The sequence below is a fragment of the Paenibacillus sp. NPDC057967 genome (assembly GCF_042887015.1).
In the GTDB taxonomy this organism is placed as follows: domain Bacteria; phylum Bacillota; class Bacilli; order Paenibacillales; family Paenibacillaceae; genus Pristimantibacillus.
In genome coordinates this window covers 702,952-723,090 of record NZ_JBHVQB010000001.1, presented here as the reverse complement: position 1 = coordinate 723,090, position 20,139 = coordinate 702,952, and the positions used below count along the sequence as shown (strand labels likewise).

Here is a 20,139-nt window from a genome sequence, read left to right as displayed (position 1 = left end):
AAGAACATTTCTTGCGCAGTTTGGTATTTCGCCATTAAAAGTTCTATCCATTTCATCTTGAAAGCCATCAGCACATGCGATATAGTAGTTGGAATTCTTGCAACAGGGAGGCTTATCCATGGATATGAAATCGACGAATCCTATTCTAATCTCCATTCCTGAACGGTTCGAGAGCGAACGGCTCATTATACGGGCGCCGCTGCTTGATGATGGCCCTCTGGTCAACGCAGCTGTGCAAGCCAGCATCGACGAGCTGCGTCCATGGATGCCTTGGGCGCGGAATGTGCCGACGGAGGAGCAATCGGAAGTCATCTCACGGCAAGGCCGAATTCATTATCTGGAGCGGTCCGATCTTAGAATGTATGTGATTCATAAAGAGACCGGGCAATTCATCGGGAGCAGCGGTCTGCACCGGATTGACTGGCAAGCGCGGAAGTTCGAGATTGGCTATTGGTTGAATACACCGCATAGCGGGCAAGGCTATATGACGGAAGCGGTAGAGCGCATTACGGAATTTGCGATTCAAGAGCTGCAGGCCAACCGGATTGAAATCCGTATTGATGCGAGCAATGAGAGAAGCATTCGTGTTGCGGAACGGCTCGGATTTACACTGGAGGGCACGCTTCGCAATGAGAAATGCGATGTCTACGGCAAGTTAAGCCATACGCGCATCTATGCGAAGGTACGCGGAGCGGAGTTTGTATAAGAATAGGCCGATTTTTCTTTTTAAACCGATTAATACCCGCTCTATATGGCGCGATTAATGATAAAGTAAGCATGGGCTATTGGAATTGAATTTGGAAGAATAGAGAGGATCGCCACGGATGAAACAGAACAAATACGATGATCAAGGTTTCTTTGACCAATATAGTCAGATGGCGCGTTCGGTAGGCGGATTGGAAGCGGCAGGGGAATGGCCTGTACTTCGGGGAATGCTGCCCGATCTTGAAGGTAAAAGGGTGCTCGACCTCGGCTGCGGATATGGCTGGCATTGCCGCTATGCTAGAGAGATGGGAGCAGAGAGCGTAGTTGGCGTCGACCTGTCCGACAATATGCTGGCGCGTGCCAGGGAGATGACCGACGATCCGCATATTGAGTATCGCCGGCTGGCCATTGAGGATTTCGACTTTGAAGAAGGGCAATTCGACGTCATTCTGAGCTCGCTTGCGCTTCATTATGTGGAGTCGATCGAGCTGACTTGCCGCAAGGTCTATCAAAGCTTGGCGCTGGGCGGAGCATTCGTCTTCTCCGTAGAGCATCCCGTCTTTACAGCTCGGGCAGAGCAGGATTGGCATTATGGTCCGGAGGGGCAGAGGCTGCACTGGCCGCTTGACGATTATCAGGAAGAGGGACTGAGAGAAGCCCGGTTTTTGGGCCATGATGTCATGAAGTACCACCGGACAGTTGCGACATTTATGAATAATCTGATTGAAGCCGGATTTGCCATTACGAAGGTCGCGGAGCCGAAGCCGACTGAGGCGGCGCTGCTGCAGTATCCCGAGATGAAGGATGAGGCCCGCCGGCCGATTTTTCTGCTCATTGCGGCAGTGAAGGCATAGAAAAGTTGGAATAATGAGAAGGCCGCGTGATGCGCGGTCTTTTGGCATTCTATGCTCCTTGCCTGGCTGGGTGGCGGGAGAGGAAGTATCTGCTATTCTAGGTTTGAAGGGGGATACTCGTGAGTCATAGTAAAGACAGGTTGATCTACGTCGGTGTGACTGTGCTTATGCTTGCTGCCGGACTTGCTACAAGGACATGGGCAGGCTATATGCCGGAATTTGTGGCGCTGCATGCCGGCGATGCGTTGTGGGCGGCTATGATCTATAGCGGATTTCGTGTCATAGGTGCGCATAAAAGGCTGGGGTGGGCGGTGGCATGCAGTATTGGCTTCTGCTTCGCCATTGAGATCAGTCAGTTGTATCAGGCTGATTGGATTCATGCCGTCAGGGAGACGAAGCTTGGCGGACTTGTATTAGGCAGAGGTTTTTTGTTCGTCGATTTAATCAGATACGTGATTGGCATTCTGATCGTGTATGCTGCGGATCGATTGGTCCGCTCCAGTCAGGCTAAATGATAAGGGTGAAGTTTGCGCATGACGGGCTGCGTTGCTATCATACATACATATCATGCGAAAGAAGGACAGCTTAATGGAGAAGACAATAACGTTGCTCACGGCCTATAATGAATCAACCTACCCACTCATTGGACACGGCAAGCGGAATGCGCAGGTGTTGAAAGAAGCATTCGCGAATATAGACGACTCGCTAAATGGAGATATGTATGGCTCGGGCAAGGTAATCGAGCATTTCCAGGATAAGATGGCCAAGCTATTAGGGAAGGAAGCGGCGGTGTTTTTTCCGAGCGGGACGATGGCGCAGCAGATCGCTCTGCGGCTATGGAGCGATGAGAAGGGCTCAAAGAAGATCGCATACCATCCGTTAAGCCATCTGGAGATTCATGAAGAGGACGGGCTGAAGGAGCTTCATCATCTGGAGCCGATTCTGCTGGCGGACGAGAATCGTCCAGTCCTGCTTCGCGATCTTAAGGAGCTGCCCGAAGATGTATCGGTCGTGCTGCTGGAGCTTCCGCAGCGGGAGATTGGCGGCCAACTGCCGGAATATGAGGAGCTTGAAGCGATGTCGGCTTATTGCAGGCAAAGAGGCATCTTGCTTCATCTGGACGGAGCCCGGCTGCTTGAAGTGCTGCCTTACTATGGCAAGTCTGCTGAGGAAGTATGCGCGTTGTTTGACAGTGTCTATATCTCGGTCTACAAAGGAATTGGCGGGATCGCGGGTGCTGTGCTGGCGGGAGAGAGAAGCTTTGTCCAGCAGTCTAAAGTATGGAAGAGAAGGCATGGCGGCGATTTGATCAGCTTATATCCGTATATTGTCGCCGCGGATTATTATATGGAGCAGCGGCTGCCGCGCATGGCGCAATATTACCGGGATGCTGTTGAGCTTGCGGGATACTATCGCACATGCGGCGCGCTTTGTGTAAGGCCGGAGGTGCCTGTGTCGAACATGTTCCATGTCCATTCGAACTTGCAGAAGACACAGCTGGAAGCCGCCTTTATCCGTGTAGCGCAGGAGACTGGAATTGGCTTGTGCAGCACGATACGGGAGCATAAGGCAGGCGGCATTTATTTCGAAGTGAGCATTGGCGATCGCTATGCCGATGTCCCGAAGGCTAAGCTGGAGGAAGCCTTCGGAGTATTGAATGAAGCGTTTAAGGCTGAAGAAAGCGGAAGTCTAGAATAAGGCCAAGGAGATGCTTAACAGCAAGCTTGGGTAAATGTAAAGCAGCACCCCCGTAAGGGTACGGGGACGCTGCTTTTTTTGTGGCCGGGGTGAAGGAATTTGAAGTGGCGATTAGTAGATTATGCGTGAATTCCTTACAAGCAGAGCTTGCGGAGGGCAGCTTTGTCGATCTTGCCGACCGGTGTCCGAGGCAGCTTCGCGGTGACGGCAAGGCGGGTAGGCAGCTTGTAAGCAGCCAAGCGACCCGAGCCGTAGCGCCTTAGCTCCTGCAAGTCTATCTTAGATGAGCTGTCACGCAGGACGATAAATGCTGTAACGGCCTCACCTTCTTCCTCCAACGGCGTGCCGATAACGGCAATCTCACCGATATGCGGATGTGAGCCGAGAGCCGCCTCAACCTCTGAGCCGTATACGTTGGAGGCACCGACGATAATGATATCTTTTTTGCGGTCGGTCAGATAAAGAAATCCATCCTCGTCGAAATAGCCTATATCGCCCGTATACAGCCATCCGTTCTTGATCGCCTTGTCTGTCTCCTCCCGATTGTTCCAATATCCGAGCATCATGCCGCCGCCCTGGCACACAATTTCTCCTGTCTCGCCTTGCGGAAGCTCCTGCCCTGAATCATTTACGATTCGAACCTGGAAGGGAGTCTGGCCCCAGGACGCCAGATCAGACGGTCTTCCTACAGATCGCAGCCGACCGGTTTTGCCTTCTGCAAAGCATTGGTCTACGGACAGAAAGCTGATGAATTGGCCGCTTTCCGTCTGGGCGTACACTTCGATTAGCTGCGCATTCGGGAATACTTCGCGTGCCTTGCGGAACGTGTTTTCGCTGATGGGTGCTCCGCCGCAGGAAATCCTTTGGACGGATTGAAGCTGCCTGTTTGCGTTGCCGTCCAGATAGACCAGATCGCGGAACAGCAGGCCTACCGTGCCGAGAGATTGAATAGACTCCCGCTCAATCAGATCGGCCACCTCTTCCGCGCGAAGCGGGAAGTGCTCGGGATAGAGCAGACAGCCGCCTTCATAGAGTGTCGTCCACAGAACAAATTGTCCTGTCAGATGTGCCTGATTCGATACGATGGATACTTTGGAAGGATAGTGCCCGCTGCCTAGCTCCGGGTTCAGGAAGGACCACCTGCTGATTGAGCGATGCGAATGCATGACCCCTTTGGAGCGGCCTGTTGTTCCTCCGGTGTAGATGATCATAGCGATGTCATCTGGCAATGCTACATGATTATCCTCGAGCGGCGGCTGGTTTGTTATAAAGCCTGCTATGGAGCAGGGAGCGGCTCCCGGCTTGCAGCTAATGGAGATAAGCTCCCGACCAAGGCTGTCGTTGATGATTGCCAGGACCGGACGAAGATCGGTATGGCATTCATCATGGACAATGGCGATGGGCGCTGCATCCTGAAGCATCTGAGCAAGCTCTGACGGCGCAAGTCCGGGGAAGAGCGCGACCGGAATCGCGCCTATGGCGACGGCTGCAAGCTCTGCGACGGCAAGCGTGGGTGAGGGGTGGCCGATTAAGGCGATGCGGTCTCCGGGGCGGATGCCAAGCTCGCGCAGACCATGCGCCGCGCACCGGGTATAATACCATGCCTGTTCATAGGTAAGTGTCTCGCCTTCTTGCTTCATCGCGATTCGATTGGGATGACTTGCGCTAGTTGGCATAATGCGGGACAACAGCATGAAGAACCCTCCAATCTCAAATTATGCATATGGTTATACTTGGTTATATGAACGTAACATGTTCCGAGTGGAGTGGCCAATTATTTTTGCTTATTGAAAGCTGAACCTTTCTTTATAAAATGTAACAAGCGGGCGGACTATTTTACAAACATACGTTCCCATATTATACTAGTAGTATGATGATTATAGGAGGAAGATGAGATGATCTCGACTTGCAACCAAGCTATTATTAACCGTTTTGCCAGCTTAACGGAACGGGTGGATAAACTGGCCGAAGTATCAGATCAGGAATGGTTCGCGCCAATTGCCGAAGGAAAGGCTTCGATTGCGGGAATTATCGCTCATTTGGCCCAGTGGGACCGTTATCTCATTACAACAGCGGTGCCTGACGCATTGCAGCGGCAGGGAGTTGTTTTCCCGGATTTTGATTCCTTTAATGCGGGGGCTTATGCGCATGCTCGCTCTGGCATCACCAAGCTGCAGCTGATCGAACAATTCAGGTCAACCCGCTTGGAGCTATGCAGGCTGCTGGAGAGTATCGGAGATGAGCTTCTGGAGCTTCCCATCACGGCTAATGGAACGGCTTTATGCCCTCATACCGGAACGCCTTATTCTTTAATTTATATTACAGAAGAATTTATCGAGCATGATATGCACCATCAGAGACAGATCGGTGATCGGTAGCGTCGCCCGGACGCCCTCGAATGAATGGGGCAAAGGCATTATACGGAGAAGTAAGAACCGTGAAGGATGATTCGAACAATGACGAATTTGGACAGGTTAAAGGATGCGATCAGCCGTATCTCGTCCGATGAAGCCAGGACACATATGCTGCACTTGCTGCTGAGGGCGGAGATGGTGAACGACACCCCGCAATCAACGGATCAGTTGGTCGAGGATATGATGAATTTGCAGGAGCTGCTTGTGCATAGGGCTCAGTATGGCGTTCGTTCCTGGGAGCCGGACAGCAGCAGCCGTTATGTACATATCGTGTGCGGGGATTCGTTCGCCGGCAGCTTGAAGCTGGCGCTGCGCAAGCTGGGCCTGGAGGCGGAACACAAGATCATCGTGCTGCAGGAGCGCTATGCGATGGGGCCGCTCTGGCGGCTCCATGAGACGGAAGGGCTCGCCCGCAGAGATGAGTGGCTGCGTGATCATATTAATGCGGAGGATGACAACAGGGACGCTTATGATCGTGCGGAGCAAGTAAGGAGACAGCTGGCTGCCATTCCGCATGATGCGTCGATTATGCTATGGAGCAGCGGGAATGCCTATGAGCAGACGGGGCTGCGGCATGCGGCTTACCTGATTAAGGATATGACCCAGGCTTGCTATACGATTGCGGCGGCAGAGACCTGCTATAAGCTATTTAATCGTCCTGATCTAAGTATCCGCTACGTTCATTCAGGCGAAATTCCCGACGATAAGCTGGCCGAGGTATGGAAAGCGGGAGCTCAGCAGCAACTGGACGCTGCAAGGCGCAGCGAGCTGGCACGGGAATGGCTGGAGCTGGAGCAGACGGAAGAGGTTCTGCGCATTTGGGAGCAGGAGGGGATTCAATCCGTTCCCGACTATTATTATGACGATTATTTGATGGCGACAATCGAGCAGCTCCATCGGGAACGCGGCAATCGGGACTTCATGAAGGCTGCCCGTGTTATCGGACAAGCGCTCGGCTATTGTGAGCAGTACGCAGATGACAGCTTTCTGGAGTACCGGCTCCGGGAGCTCATCTATAGGGGGAAGCTTCAGATTAAGGGAGTGCCCCGCGCTATGAGATACTATAGTGTAAGAAGTCCGGCTTCGTACGCGCCGGAAGTCAAGGGATCGCCGGAATAGGGCGGTCCTTTGTTCTGTGCTGTGAATTAGAATGATAGGAAAGCAGAGAGAATAGCAACCATTTCTTTCCTCCAAGCGTTGTATAAGTGAACCTCCGATTTTGTAGAATCAAGCATTTGAGGAGACGGAATAGACAGAATGACAGAATCGCTGGGCACCGGGCTTTGCATCCTGTATAGGCGGCATAGGTAGAAGGGAGACGCGGATGAAGTATTTCTGGAAATTGAATGCAATCAGCGCGATATTGGGCGCATTGATATTTATAAGCACCGAATTAATGGTGAATGTGTATCGCATAAGCAGAATAGGGGAGTGGGAGCTTGGCGCGGTTGTAGACGGCGTAGAACGAATCAATATCGGGTTAGCGGCGCTAGCGCCAATCTTAATTGCATCAATGGTGTGGAAGTGGCTGGAGGGCAGAACCTCGAGTTATTGGTCTTTGCTATTGTGGGTCCCTTATTTTGTATTGTTCGTGTACCTGTTTGCTCAACTGTTTCCTGAGTCTCACCAAGGAGACCGGCCGGCTCCTGTTACGGGACTGATCATCATTGCGATGACGATTGCTTATCCGTTCTACCTTGCCTTGCCGGTATCGCTGGGATTCTGGTTGAACCGGAGACAGAAGAGGGGAGATTCTGCGATCCCCATAGAATAGCGACAACCGCCTGAATCCAGGCGGTTGTTTGTTGGGTATTCACTATGTAATGGCGAGCGCTTCAGGCAGATCACGCTCATAAGTCTTATAAGAGACATAACGCTGTACGCCTTTGCAGCCTTGCCAAGCTTGACGGGCATACATGATTGCTTGTTGCCGGTTGCCCTTGGCGAGCTCGATCTCCGCTAGCAGGCTGTTTCTCATCCACGTCTTGGATACGCCTGCGGTCATGCTGCGGGCTTCCTCCAGATTGCCTTCCCCGATATGAATGGCTGCTTCATAATACGATCGGTATTGCCCGGCTGGTATGTCAGGAAGTACTGCTTTGATTGCATCTATATTTTTTTGATGCGAAGCATACATAGCGGTATACAAAGCTCTTCGGGCAGGGTTCTTATGCTTGGCCAGCAGCTTCTCCAGCAGAGCTTCGGCTTCAGCTGTCCGGTTGTTGGCCATCAAATAACAGATATGGAGATCCGGGTTTTTATGCTGCTTGATTAAAAATTTCTCCAATCGGTCGATTCGGGTCTCCCGCAGCAGTGAGTAGAAAAACGGGACGAATAAGGAGCCAGCGAGCACAATTAAAATGAGGTAAACATAAGGTCTGGGAGTTCCGATTGACGTTAACCAGAAGCAAAATAAAAAGATCAAGAAATAACCGATTAATCTGCGTGCAAATCCTGAAATGGTAGGACACTCCTTTTGATAGCATTTAAAGTTCAGTATAGCACAGCTTCAAAAATATGGTTATGGAGATAACGGAAAAACCGGACACTCTGCATGTGCCGCAGGTTGTCCGGTTTATGATCAGCATTTTAATAGGTAGTAGAGTCGTTAGCCCTGTACAGGCACGATCTGATATAGCTGCTTGCCCTCGGCTGCGGAAGCGTCATTCTCTTGCAGGTTCAGCGTCCAGCCGAAGGAGAGGACGGATTCCAGGCGGCTTGCTTCTTCCTCTGACAAGGAAGCGATGACCGCTTCGGCTCCAGGTTCAAGTGCCAGCTCCGCTTCTTGACCGAATACGATCAAGATCCAGCTATGAATGCCGCGAATGGTATTGAATTTGATCTGATAGCCGTCACGAACGGCTTGTGTGAAGGTCAAGGCTTGCTCTGCCGCGAGCGTGGCCAATCCCGCATAATCGAATTTGAACTTGCTGTCGTCCTTCGGCAGATTGCCCGTCTGCACGCGATTAATCAATTCATCGTCAGTCCAGCCATGTGTCTTCAGCGATTCAAGTGAAAGCGCGTCCCACTGTGACAGCTTCGCCTCTGGCTTCGTTCCTTTTCCCATGTTCATATCGCTCCTTAATTAATTTTTAGATCAATAGGAGAAAGAGACCTCTCCGCCATCAGCGATGACGGATGCAGTCTCTTTCCATGCTCTTGCCTCTTATTTGCTTGCTTTGTATGCGTTCAGATGCTCTTTCACTTTAGCCGCGTCGGCTTTCAGCTCAAGACCTGTATTCACGAGCGGGCTAAGCGTGGATACGGCTTTAAATTTGTTGCCGCCGTAGTAAGCCAGGAACTCGTCTTGATTGATGGAGTAGAGAACGGCTTTTCTCAGATCCGCGCTCTCCGCTACCGGACGGTTCTTCGTGTTGAATAGCAGGTACGAAACCGCGTTGCTCGGCAATGTTTGAAGAGCCAGCTTGCTGTCGCCTTTCACAACGTCAAACTTCGTCTCGCTGATGCCGTAGAACAGGTGGATCTCGCCGCTGCGCAGTGCGGCAAGCGCGCTGTCAGCGTCTTTGATGAAGCGGATTTTGATGTTGTTGATATTCGGCTCATGGTCAGTGCCAGGCATGTAAGCCGGGTTTTTCAGGAAGATGGCTTCGTAATCGTTTTTGTAAGAAAGGATGTAAGGGCCGCTTGTGTACAGCGTGTTGTTGTACTGGCTGCCTTCCGTCACGGTGTTTTGGTCGCCGTAAGGAATGTCTTTGTTCACGTCGAACTTCTCAACGTCGTACGTGTTGATGCTTTCCACTTGCTTCTTGGATACAATACCGGCCGATTGGTGAGCCAGATAGTTCAGAACCTGAGGGAACGGAACTGTCGTTGTCAGCTTCACGACTTGGTACTTGCCGTCTTTTGTGCTTGCTTGGTTTTTGTCGCCTACAAGCGCGGAGATTTTGGTTGGAAGATCTTTCTCCAGAGCGGCTTTTACGCTGTCGCCTCCGCCAGATACGTTCACGCCTTCAAGGGCAGCGATATCCGTTACCACTTCAACGTTTTGAATATGCTCATGCAGCGTGTACGTACGGTGATCCGGTACGGAGTTTTTGTCCTTCGCGCGGTTCAGAGCGAAGATAACATCGTCCGCGCCTACGCGCTCGCCTGTATCTACTGCTTTTTTGTCTTTGATCTGTGCGAAGTTAATGTCGTCGCGCAGGATAAAGTAGTAATCGGAATTACCATCGGCAATGGCATGGTTGTAGGACAAGGAGCCTTCCGATGTAATTTTGTCATCATCCGTCAGGTTGAGCAGACGAACGTACAAATTAGTGTTAATGATGTTAATGGAGCCGTCGTTTCCTTTGATCGGGTCAAGGGACGTCAGTGTAGGCATGGTCGATTGCAGCACCAGAGATTCGGTTGCGTTCTTCGCCGTATCTTTGAAGCTTACATCCTCCCAAGGAAGGGAGCGCGACTTGGAGATACGAACGGAGTCCAGGTTCAGCACGTCTTGGTTCAAAGCTTGCGCTTTAAGCGAGCTGTACAGCGGAGCGATATAAGCTTTGTCGAAGACCAGCTTCTGATCGAACTCCTTGTAAGTCGCTTGGAACTCTTCAGGCGTCTGGGTTGAAGCTTTGTCGACCAAAGCGTCGATCTCGGAGTCCGCCAGTATGCTGTAGTCGCCGCCAGTCTTGAACAGGGAGCGAACCGCATAGTCAGGGTTGCCGGTTACGGTTGTCCAGCCGGACAGGGCAATATCATAATTGCCAGCGTCTTGCTGTGCCTTGAAGCTGCCATAGTCAGCTTGCATGTTTAGCTTGACGTTAAAACCGTTTTTCGACAGTTGGTCGCGAACAATATTCAGATCTGCTTCGTTCGCGCTCATGCCGAGCAGCTCGATCGTTACCGGAGTGCCGTCTACAACAGGCTCTCCGTCCGTTGGAGTCGGAACCTCGTTGGTGTCGTTCTTGGTGGACAAGGTGCAGCCGCTAAGTACAATCATAAGGCTAAGCAGCAGCAGTACGGCAAATTTGCCTTTTTTCTTCATGGTATTCCCCTCCTGCAATATATAAAGATGGTGTATGTTAACTCACATTCATTCATCGTCCGGTCCTGGTTTCGAAACGTAGAAGTCGATGGAACATGAATGAGGTTACGAAAGGTTAAGGCATCCCTGCTCTAGTCGAGCTTAGGGTCCAGTGCGTCGCGCAAGCCGTCGCCAAGGAAATTGAACGAAAGCACAAGCGCGATAATGGCAAGCCCCGGATAGATCGCGGTGAACGCATGCGTCTCCAGATAAGCGCTGCCCAGCTTCAAGATATTGCCCCATTCAGGGATATGCGGCTCAACGCCGAGTCCAAGATAGCTGAGGCTGCTCGTCGAGATGACGGCCGTGCCGATTGTTAGCGTTGACTTGACGATCATGGGAGCGAGCGAGTTCGGGACGATATGCTTGAACAGAATGATGCGGTCGCTTGACCCGAAGGCTCGTGCAGCCTGCACATATTCTAGTGTCGAGACGAGCATGACATTCGCTCTCATCGTCCGGGCATAGGTCGGAATGGCCCCTACGCTAAGCGCGATGATCAGATTGACGGTGCTGGCACCGAAAGCTGCGATAATCGCAATTGCCAGCAGGAAGCCGGGAATCGCATACAGGATATCCAGCGCGCGCATAATGATGTTATCCGTCTGCCTGCCGTAGTAGCCCGAAATTGCGCCCAGCGCGCCGCCAATGATGACCGGAATGAGCGTCGACAGCAAGCCGACAATAAGGGAGATTCGGGCGCCGAACACGATGCGCGAGAACAGGTCTCTGCCGAAATTATCCGTGCCGAGCGGATGAGCCAGGTTGGGCGGCTGAAGAATACTGCTGTAATTGTTGTTAATCGCCATGCTGTAGTCAAAGGTCCAATAGCTTGTAATGGATATCGTCATCAGGAACAGGATGAACATAAGACCCAGCATGGAAGTGGAGCTTCTGGACAGCTTCGCAACCACATCGCCCAGCTTGGAGCCGGATGTATAGTCCCTGTCGCGCAGCTTGGAGAAAAGCAGAAGCCCAAGGCCAAGCGCGAACAGATTGCCTGATAGGGAAGTCAGAATCAATAATAATGCGATAAGTCCCAGCCAGCGAGGCAGAACATCCCGGGCGCCATATTTTGCAACAAGGAGCAAGCTGACTAACTGAATAACTGCGGAAACGATTAATAAGAGCATGCCGAGAATAAAGTTGTCCGCCACATATGGTTTGAATACATTCAGCGCAGATACGGCGAATACGAGCAGCGTTGTGATGAACGTATAGACCGCAAGCGTATAGGAGGCGTTCTTCTTCCGCTTGACTAGCTGGAAGGCGGTAGTCGCTACGAATACGTTCGCAGATAGAAGGCTGAGCATCAGCACATACCCAAGCGCCCTTGTAGAGCGCTTGATTTCGCCAGTCTCCATCAAGTTTTTGCGAATGAAGTACCAAGCCGCGAATTGCAGCAGCGTAAAGAACAGATAAACGATGCTTACAGCAAGCACGGCAGGCTTGAAGCTTCCTTCGGCAGGCAAATAGCTGTTCAGCAGCAATACAATGGCAAGTGCCAGGGATACGATGCCGGCAAAGCTGGCTTGGCCGTATTCCGAGCTGGACTTCAGCCTGAAGCGTATTTCTTGCTTGGTGATGGATGAATTTGTCACGGGAAGCACCTGCTTTAGTATTGTTTCATCTTGGACCGGATTCTAGGATCAAAGAAGGCGTACAGAAGATCGACAATGACATTGACGATAGATATCGTAATTGCAGTATAGACAACGCCGCCCATAATAGCGGGGATGTCGGGTATAAATTGCTTGTCAACGATGTAGCTGCCGATACCGCTAATGTTGAATACTTTCTCCGTCACCGCTGCACCGCCCAGCATAGCGCCGAATTGCAGGCCGATGACTGTAATAATCGGAATCAGGGCGTTGCCGACAGCATGCTTCCAAAGCACATGTCTGCGAGCAAGGCCTTTCGCCTTGGCAGTTGTAATGTAATCCTCATGGATAACCTCAAGCGTAGAGGACCTGGTCATCCGGGCAACGGCGGCAGTTAGCCCTGTCCCCAGCACGACGATCGGCATAATGGCCGACAGCCAATTGGCAGGATTGTACGTCGCAGGCAGCCATGAGAGCTTGATTGAGAAGTTCAGAATAAAGATCAAGCCTTGCCAGAAGTTCGGAATGGATAGTCCGAGCAAAGCAATGAACATAAAGGTGTAGTCAAAAAATGAATTTGGCCGCGTAGCCGATATGATACCGATAGGCAATGCAATCAGCACCGCAATCAAGGTCGAGATGACTGTCAACGTCAGTGTAACCGGAAATTTGTTCGCAATGGCGGTCGATACATATTCATTGCCCGCGAACGACTTGCCCAGGTCAAACGTTAGTATGCCCCTAATCGTATTCCATAATTGGGTGAGATAGGGTTGATCCAGTCCATACAAGTGATTGAAGGCTGCGATCTGTTCCGCGGTTGCCGTCTCGCCCAAAATATTGGTGGCCGGATTCATCGGCGAAATGTACAGGATCGTGAATACGACGAACGCAACGCCGAATATGACGAAGATCGCCATAACTAGGCGTTCCGCAATATATTTCAAATAAGGATTGGCATACACCGCCATAAGCAGATACATCGGAAAGCCGATGATGAGCGAGATTGCAAAGAAGAGAGGCTGCTGAATGAGCCGCTGGAACGTGTCGCCAAAGGAATATTGCGTTCCATTGTCGCTGTTCAACCTAGCTTGCAGACGCTCCTGCAATCGTTCTTCGAATTTCTTATCGGCGATTCTGGCTGCTTCAGCCTCAATGTGCTTATCGCTGACGGTATTGCCGAAGAAACGGTGCTTTCTCTGAAGCTGATCCTTCGCTTCGGCCAACATCTTGTCCCGATAGCCGGATTGCAGCAGTTCATTTCTCGTATGTTCGATCACACCGCGATAACCCTGAGCGGATCTGCGATATTGATAGAAGATGTATACGATGGCGGAAATGGGCGCTCCCGCGAGCAATAAGAGCAGCCTATAGGTCGGATGTAGTAACATTTTGCGGTAGACGGCGGCTATTCTCTCAGCCATGCCGTTCCCGGTTGCAGTGGCGTGCCCTATCAAGCAAGTCCGCTCCTTTTCATTCCAGGATTTTTTAATTGCATTATTCCGATCAATATAGTAGATTTTATTTTAAGGATTTCGAAAAGTCAACATCCTTATTATTGGTAAATACACAATCTATATTATACATTATATAATATGCAATAGAGAAGAATAACGATGGATTAGCGATGAACGAAACCATTTTTCATAATGGAAAATCATAACAATGCGGGTGACAACATGAATATATTATTAAAAGTTAATGATTTATCCGTTTCCTTCTATTCGCGTGACAAGGAAGTAGAGGCTGTCCGCAGTGTCAGCTTCGAGGTGAAGGAAGGAGAAACGCTGGGTATCGTAGGCGAGTCCGGGAGCGGCAAGAGCGTGACCGCCCGCACTATTATGCGCTTGCTGCCCTCGCCGCCGTCTATGGTGAAGGGCGGAGAGGTGTACTTTAAAGGACAGAACCTAGCCGACAAGTCGGATGCCGAGATGGAAGCGATCCGCGGCAGAGATATCGGCATGATCTTTCAGGACCCGATGTCCTCACTTAATCCGACCATGAGAATCGGCAATCAGATCGAGGAGAGCTTGATCAAGCACCGCAAGCTGGGTAAGGCCGAAGCACGGAAGCAAGCGATCGAGATGCTGAAGCTGGTCGGCATTACGAACCCGGAAGCGCGCTACTATCAATATCCGCATGAGTTCTCCGGCGGCATGCGCCAACGGGTTATGATTGCGATCGCTTTGGCATGCAGACCGGCCCTCTTGATTGCCGATGAACCGACTACTGCGCTGGATGTGACGATACAAGCCCAAATTCTTCAACAGATGAAGGATATCCAGAAACAGCTTGGCACATCCATTATTTTGATTACGCATGATCTTGGCGTGGTGGCGGGGATGTGTGACCGTGTAGTGGTCATGAAGGAAGGTGAGATCGTGGAGACGGGGACGACGGATGAGATCTTCTCCAATCCGCAGCATCCTTATACGCTCAGATTGCTGAACGCGCTGCCGCGTTTGGACGAGAAGAAGAAGCCGAAGGCGGTGCCAAGCTTTATCCATCAGGAGGATGATGTGCCGCTTCTGCAGGTTCGTTCACTGAAGCAGCATTTTGACCTCGGCAAAGGGCAGATTGTCAAAGCAGTCAACAATATCAGCTTCGATATTCAGGCAGGGGAGACGCTTGGCGTTGTAGGCGAGTCCGGCAGCGGCAAGTCTACGACAGGCAGGACGATTCTCAGGCTTCACGAGGCGACAGGCGGCGAGGTGCTCTTCCGGGGCATTCCGCTCCACCAATTGAACCGGAACGAGATGAAGAAGATGCGGCGCCATATGGGGATTATTTTCCAGGACCCGTACGCTTCGCTTAATCCACGGCTGCGCGTCATTGATATTATTGGCGAAGCGCTGGACGTGCATGGCATGTCCACGGGCAAGGCGCAGCGGCAGAAGCGGGTGGAGGAGCTGCTGGAGATGGTTGGCCTGAACGCTTCCCATGCGCTCCGCTATCCGCATGAATTCTCCGGCGGCCAGCGCCAGCGGATCGGTATTGCGCGTACGCTTGCCGTCGAGCCGGAGTTCATTATTTGTGACGAACCGCTATCGGCGCTGGACGTCTCGATCCAGGCTCAGATCGTGAAGCTGCTGGAGGAGCTTCAGCAGCGACTGGGATTAACGTATCTGTTCATCGCGCATGACCTGTCGATGGTGAAGCATATTAGCGACCGGGTCGCGGTCATGTATCGCGGCAAGATTGTAGAGCTGGCGGAGAGCGAGGAGCTGTATGCCAATCCGCTCCACGACTATACCAAGTCGCTGCTGTCCGCCATTCCCGTACCAGACCCCAAAGTGGAGTCGCAGAAGAAGCTGATCCTGAATACGGAAGCATCCAAAGCCGATCCATACGGACTGGAGCGCTCCGAATTTATAGAAGTAACGAAGGGACATTGGGTAGCTGTTGCTAAAAGTTAAGCGATTTGGGGACTGTTCCAAAAGGCGAAATAGTTGTGGCTCACACCACTAATTGCACTAATTGGGCAGAAACACGAAAATAGCGGTGCCACTCACCGCTAATCGGACCAAAGAACAGTTCCAGACCATAATCGGTCTGGAACTGTTTTTATATCCGCGGACTGACACAGCGGACAAGCTGGCAGTCTATCATTTCAAGAGGAATTCCTAAACAAGAAATAATAGAAAAATCTCCCTGATGGTGATGAACATAACCCGTGTCTACTTTAACGAATTATGGTATGATTTAGGAGAGTAGTCTCTGGTGCTATTATGCAAGTGTAGGATTCGTTTTGAAAGGGCCGTGTTCATATGTTGAGACGTATAGACAGCTCCCGTACCAGACGCAGCACGCTGTTTATTGCAGGCATTATCATAATGGCATTGATCAGCGCCTCGGAGCAGCTTCAATTGATTTATGGAATTACATTTGCTTTTACGAATATTATGCTCCTCCTGCTTATTCGTCTCTTCGGTCTTCGCATCGGCTTAGCCGCCGGGGTCGTCACCTACAGCTCTGCTGTGCTTTTTTTCAATGCACCTCTCTATATGGTCATCTTCCTGGTAGAAGCTTGCTGGATCGGGATCTGGCAGCGCAGGAAGCAGGTTCCCGTTCTTGTCCCCGGGATAGCCTTCTGGATCATATTGGGCACACCGCTTACGCTACTGGGCTGTTATTTGTCCGGCCCCTTCTCCACGACAGAATTTATCCTTCTACTGGCTGTTACGGCAGCCAACGGCATGTTCAATGCGCTCATATCGGAAATATTGGTCGATTATCTGCCGCTTCGAAGATGGTTGAATCTCGATGAGGACAAGCATAAGCCGATTCCGTTCAGCCGGGCGTTATTTCACTTGTCGATTACGATTGTTGCCTTGCCGTTTCTGGTCATTATGATCATCAGCGGCTGGAACTCCTATCATTCTTCTACGAACACGACACTCCAGACCGTCAGCAATACCGCTTCCAGCATATCCGATGAGCTCTCGCAGTGGAGCGATGACGATAAATTGGGCGTCCGTCTTCATCATGTGATTCAGATTGGTTATTTGAACGAAATCATTAATCGGCATACATCTCAAAAGCTGTTCGATATTACGATGAGGGGCGAGCACGACAACTTGCTAGCGACCACATCGCTGAAGAGGGAAGTTGACCATCAGAAGGTGGTTACCGTACAGCCCATCGCGGATAACTTCGGCATCGAGATGCCGCAACAGCAGAGCATCATGCTTATGCCTACGGAGCAATGGCGGGATGCCAATTATGTCTATCGGCTTCAGCTCGAGAATGTTCCGGTCTCTATTGCGGTTAGCGTACCGGTAGAGTCGTTCAAGGAACAGATCTTCCTTGAATATATCTATCATTTGTTATATACCCTTGGCAGCGTGCTTGTGGCAGGGATATTGGCATATGGCATCAATCGCTGGCTGAGCCGCGGTCTGCGGCAGCTTGCCGGCTCCACGACGAATCTGCCGATCAAGCTGAAGACAGGCGTGCCGCTAGAGTGGCCCAATAGCGGAATATTGGAGATCGACTCGCTTGTTCACAACTTCAAGGATATGTCCACGAATTTATCGTTAATGCTGCAGGATGCCGAGCGGATGAACCAACAGCTGCGCAATTCGGAAGAGCAGCTTCACCTCATGGCTTACTTCGATAATTTGACCGGATTGCCGAATCGCCATCACTTCCAGCAGACACTGGAGGCCATGCTGGCTGATTCCGGCCATAGCGACCAGAGGTTTGCCGTCATGTTCGTAGACTTGAATCGGTTCAAGCAAATTAACGATTCGCTGGGACATGCGACTGGCGATGTTCTCCTGCAAGCGGTGGCCAGTCGATTTACCGATATTGCGGAGGATCAATGCCATGTGTTCAGGTTAGGCGGGGACGAGTTCGTATTCGTGCTCCATTATGTCGACCCTTCGTCGCCTGTGGAGCTTGCAGAGCGGATATGCGATTGCTTTAATATGCCATTCGAGTTGAATGAATCGGTTATTTATACGACGACAAGCGTCGGCATCAGCCTGTATCCGGAGAATGGCTCTACCATTGATGATATCGTGAAGAAAGCGGATATGGCGATGTACAAGGCCAAGGAGCAGGGGCGAAGCAGCTACCACTTCTTCGATCATGAAATGGAACAATCGATGAACGATAAGATGCATCTGGAGAACGGGATACGGCGGGCGCTGGAGAACAAACAGTTTTTCCTGGTGTATCAGCCGAAGGTATGTCCGAATACGGGTGCAACGATAGGGTTCGAGGCGCTAGTGCGCTGGGAGCATCATGAGATCGGGCTTATTCCTCCCGCCAGATTTATTCCGCTGGCCGAGGCTTCGGGCATGATTCTGGATATCGACATGTGGGTGTTCAGGGAGGCATGCCGGCAATCGAAGAAATGGCAGGAGCGAGGCTTCCCGTTGCTGCCGGTCTCGATTAATTTGTCGGCCAAGCACTTCGACCAGCGTAATCTGGTAGAGAACATTGTCGAAATATTAAGAGAGACGCGAATCGATCCACATATGGTTGTCATCGAGATTACGGAGAGCGTTTTTATCCGGCAGATGGAGAGTGTCATTGAGATGCTGTCTGAGCTGCGGAGCCTTGGCATTCAGATATCCATTGACGATTTCGGCACGGGATATTCGTCGTTAAGCCAGCTTCAGAGTCTTCCGGTCTCGATCGTAAAGCTGGATCGCACGTTCATTAAGGATGCGGAGCATGACGCGCGCAAGTCAGCCGTTGTACGGGCGGTAATTGAACTGGCACACAGCATGGGGCTGAGAGTCGTGGCGGAGGGGATTGAGACAGAGGAGGAAAGAACCTTCTTCGCAGGGCTGCATTGTGATGAATTGCAAGGCTATTATTTCAGCAAGCCGCTTCGCAGCGAACAATTCGAGCGTTACATCCGGAACGAGATGCGCAGCTTACCTTTTCAGAGACGAGGGGCGGAAGCATGAGAAATGTACGATTAATCGTTCTAGCGATTCTGATCGCGCTGACGGCTTGCGATCAGACTGTAGTAGCTCCGGAGGATGATGAGGATCGACTGAGAGCGACACCCATCCATATGTCCAAGGACCCGGTAGAGCTCGAGTTCTGGTCCTATTATGGCGGTTGGGAGCCTATCATAGAAGCGTTCCAGATCAAGCATCCGAATGTGACGGTGCATGTGAAGACCTTTTCGAATGATGCCTATGTGAACGCTTACCAGCAGGCGATGGCAGACGGGAAGACGCCGGATGTTATGATAGCTGACAGCGAGCACTTTGGACAGTTCAGCGCGATTACGGGTCTGGAGAATCTGCTGGATTATGGCGCAGGCCAGTATGAAGACGACTTCAGCGAAAGTCTATGGAACAGCAATCTGTCGTTCGACCGCAGCTCGCTGATCGGGCTTCCGTCCGGCAGCTCACCGATGGTGACTTATTATCGCGCAGACATTCTGGAGGAGCACGGCTTCCCGTCGGACCCGGATGAGCTTGGCTTGTATATGGAGAATCCGGAGAATTGGCTCCGTATTGCGCGCGCGCTGAAAGAAAGCAACAGCTATCTCGCGCTCTGGCCGATGGATGTCATCCAGTTATTCGACAGTACGCAGCCGATGTTCGTAGATAATATGGAATTCGGACGAAATACGGACGCAACCCGGAAGGCGATCGAACTGGCCAAGACTGTCTATAATGAAGGTCTCATATCGTCTTCGGACATATGGACGCAGTTCGGCTCGCAAGCGATTAAGAAGGGCAAGGTCGCAATGCTTTATATGGGAACATGGGGCGCCAATCAAATTGAGCTATGGGCGCCGGAGACGGCTGGGTTATGGAGGCAGACGCGCTTGCCGTTCAATTTGTACGGCTGGGTCAACAGCTCAAGCTTTATGATGCCTTCATCAGCGACTAACAAACGATGGGCTTATACCTTTATCGAATATTGTGTGACGGAATGGAGCATGAAGGCAATCAATAGCAACAGCGTGCCGTCGTATTACCCGGCAAGAGGACAGGCAGAGCGCCTGACGCGCAAAAACGATTTTTTTGGCGGACAAAACCTGTATGCCTTGAACGAAATACTGGCTAAACGTATGATGGAGACAGTGCCCACACCGATTGATGTGCCCGCCAAGGCGATATGGTCCAAAGTGATCAATCAGGGGATTGAGCGCGAGCGGAACGCAGACGCGATCATCAAAGAAGCGGAGAAGGAAATTAGAGGAACGCTCGGGAAAGAGATCAATATCTTAAAGGCCTATTTGGCGGAACAGAAGAAGAAGGAAGTTGCACTTCGGTAATACGGGGAATGTATAGCCAAATGAAACCATTCGGCTGGCAGAAGCGTATAACAATGTATACTAATGGATGGAATGGGGA

16 protein-coding genes are annotated in these 20,139 nt (G+C 51.3%); 10 read left to right on the top strand and 6 right to left on the bottom strand.

What is annotated here, in order from left to right; translation table 11 throughout:
- Positions 1-118: 118 nt before the first annotated feature.
- The 4 genes from ACFVSO_RS03020 (at position 119) to ACFVSO_RS03005 (ending at position 3,257) form a co-directional block, all read left to right on the top strand.
- On the top strand, positions 119-706 hold the full coding sequence (locus ACFVSO_RS03020; RefSeq protein WP_387469947.1) for a GNAT family N-acetyltransferase: 588 nt from the start codon (positions 119-121) through the stop codon (positions 704-706).
- A 118-nt stretch (positions 707-824) separates the two neighbouring features.
- Complete coding sequence (locus ACFVSO_RS03015; RefSeq protein WP_387469945.1) at positions 825-1,559, top strand: class I SAM-dependent methyltransferase; 735 nt, start codon at positions 825-827, stop codon at positions 1,557-1,559.
- A gap of 119 nt (positions 1,560-1,678) precedes the next feature.
- Positions 1,679-2,074: a ribosomal maturation YjgA family protein gene (locus tag ACFVSO_RS03010; protein ID WP_387469943.1), complete on the top strand. Its 396-nt coding sequence runs from the start codon at positions 1,679-1,681 to the stop codon at positions 2,072-2,074.
- 73 nt (positions 2,075-2,147) lie between these two features.
- Positions 2,148-3,257, top strand: a complete 1,110-nt coding sequence (locus ACFVSO_RS03005; RefSeq protein WP_387469941.1) for a threonine aldolase family protein — start codon at positions 2,148-2,150, stop codon at positions 3,255-3,257.
- A 134-nt stretch (positions 3,258-3,391) separates the two neighbouring features.
- On the opposite strand, the gene ACFVSO_RS03000 is transcribed toward ACFVSO_RS03005, so the two are convergent.
- Complete coding sequence (locus tag ACFVSO_RS03000) at positions 3,392-4,951, bottom strand: class I adenylate-forming enzyme family protein (RefSeq protein ID WP_387469939.1); 1,560 nt, start codon at positions 4,949-4,951, stop codon at positions 3,392-3,394.
- Between the two features lie 201 nt (positions 4,952-5,152).
- On the opposite strand from ACFVSO_RS03000, the gene ACFVSO_RS02995 reads away from it, so the two are divergent.
- The 3 genes from ACFVSO_RS02995 to ACFVSO_RS02985 all read left to right on the top strand — a co-directional run bounded on the left by ACFVSO_RS02995 (position 5,153) and on the right by ACFVSO_RS02985 (position 7,445).
- Entirely contained in the window at positions 5,153-5,635 is a 483-nt protein-coding gene (locus tag ACFVSO_RS02995) for a DinB family protein (RefSeq protein ID WP_387469937.1), read from the top strand.
- A gap of 78 nt (positions 5,636-5,713) precedes the next feature.
- On the top strand, positions 5,714-6,790 hold the full coding sequence (locus ACFVSO_RS02990; protein ID WP_387469935.1) for a DUF1835 domain-containing protein: 1,077 nt from the start codon (positions 5,714-5,716) through the stop codon (positions 6,788-6,790).
- 205 nt (positions 6,791-6,995) lie between these two features.
- A complete protein-coding gene (locus ACFVSO_RS02985) occupies positions 6,996-7,445 on the top strand; it encodes a hypothetical protein (protein ID WP_387469933.1) in 450 nt (149 codons plus the stop codon).
- A gap of 42 nt (positions 7,446-7,487) precedes the next feature.
- Here ACFVSO_RS02985 and ACFVSO_RS02980 read toward each other — a convergent pair whose 3' ends face one another.
- The 5 genes from ACFVSO_RS02980 to ACFVSO_RS02960 form a co-directional block, all read right to left on the bottom strand.
- A complete protein-coding gene (locus ACFVSO_RS02980) occupies positions 7,488-7,958 on the bottom strand; it encodes a hypothetical protein (protein WP_387469931.1) in 471 nt (156 codons plus the stop codon).
- A 321-nt stretch (positions 7,959-8,279) separates the two neighbouring features.
- Positions 8,280-8,738, bottom strand: coding sequence for a hypothetical protein (locus tag ACFVSO_RS02975; protein ID WP_387469929.1), 459 nt, complete (start codon positions 8,736-8,738; stop codon positions 8,280-8,282).
- A gap of 99 nt (positions 8,739-8,837) precedes the next feature.
- The gene (locus ACFVSO_RS02970; protein WP_387469927.1) at positions 8,838-10,667 is read right to left on the bottom strand and encodes an ABC transporter substrate-binding protein; all 1,830 of its coding nucleotides are present in this window, start codon (positions 10,665-10,667) and stop codon (positions 8,838-8,840) included.
- A gap of 131 nt (positions 10,668-10,798) precedes the next feature.
- Positions 10,799-12,307 (bottom strand): ABC transporter permease, encoded by a 1,509-nt coding sequence (locus ACFVSO_RS02965; protein ID WP_387469925.1) that lies wholly within the window; start codon positions 12,305-12,307, stop codon positions 10,799-10,801.
- 14 nt (positions 12,308-12,321) lie between these two features.
- A complete protein-coding gene (locus ACFVSO_RS02960) occupies positions 12,322-13,764 on the bottom strand; it encodes an ABC transporter permease (protein WP_387469923.1) in 1,443 nt (480 codons plus the stop codon).
- 222 nt (positions 13,765-13,986) lie between these two features.
- Here ACFVSO_RS02960 and ACFVSO_RS02955 point away from each other — a divergent pair, with 222 nt between their 5' ends.
- The 3 genes from ACFVSO_RS02955 to ACFVSO_RS02945 all read left to right on the top strand — a co-directional run bounded on the left by ACFVSO_RS02955 (position 13,987) and on the right by ACFVSO_RS02945 (position 20,060).
- Entirely contained in the window at positions 13,987-15,723 is a 1,737-nt protein-coding gene (locus tag ACFVSO_RS02955; RefSeq protein WP_387469921.1) for an ABC transporter ATP-binding protein, read from the top strand.
- A 351-nt stretch (positions 15,724-16,074) separates the two neighbouring features.
- Complete coding sequence (locus ACFVSO_RS02950) at positions 16,075-18,729, top strand: putative bifunctional diguanylate cyclase/phosphodiesterase (RefSeq protein ID WP_387469919.1); 2,655 nt, start codon at positions 16,075-16,077, stop codon at positions 18,727-18,729.
- Complete coding sequence (locus ACFVSO_RS02945; RefSeq protein WP_387469917.1) at positions 18,726-20,060, top strand: ABC transporter substrate-binding protein; 1,335 nt, start codon at positions 18,726-18,728, stop codon at positions 20,058-20,060. Before ACFVSO_RS02950 ends, ACFVSO_RS02945 begins: the two co-directional genes overlap by 4 nt.
- The last annotated feature ends 79 nt before the right edge of the window (positions 20,061-20,139 follow it).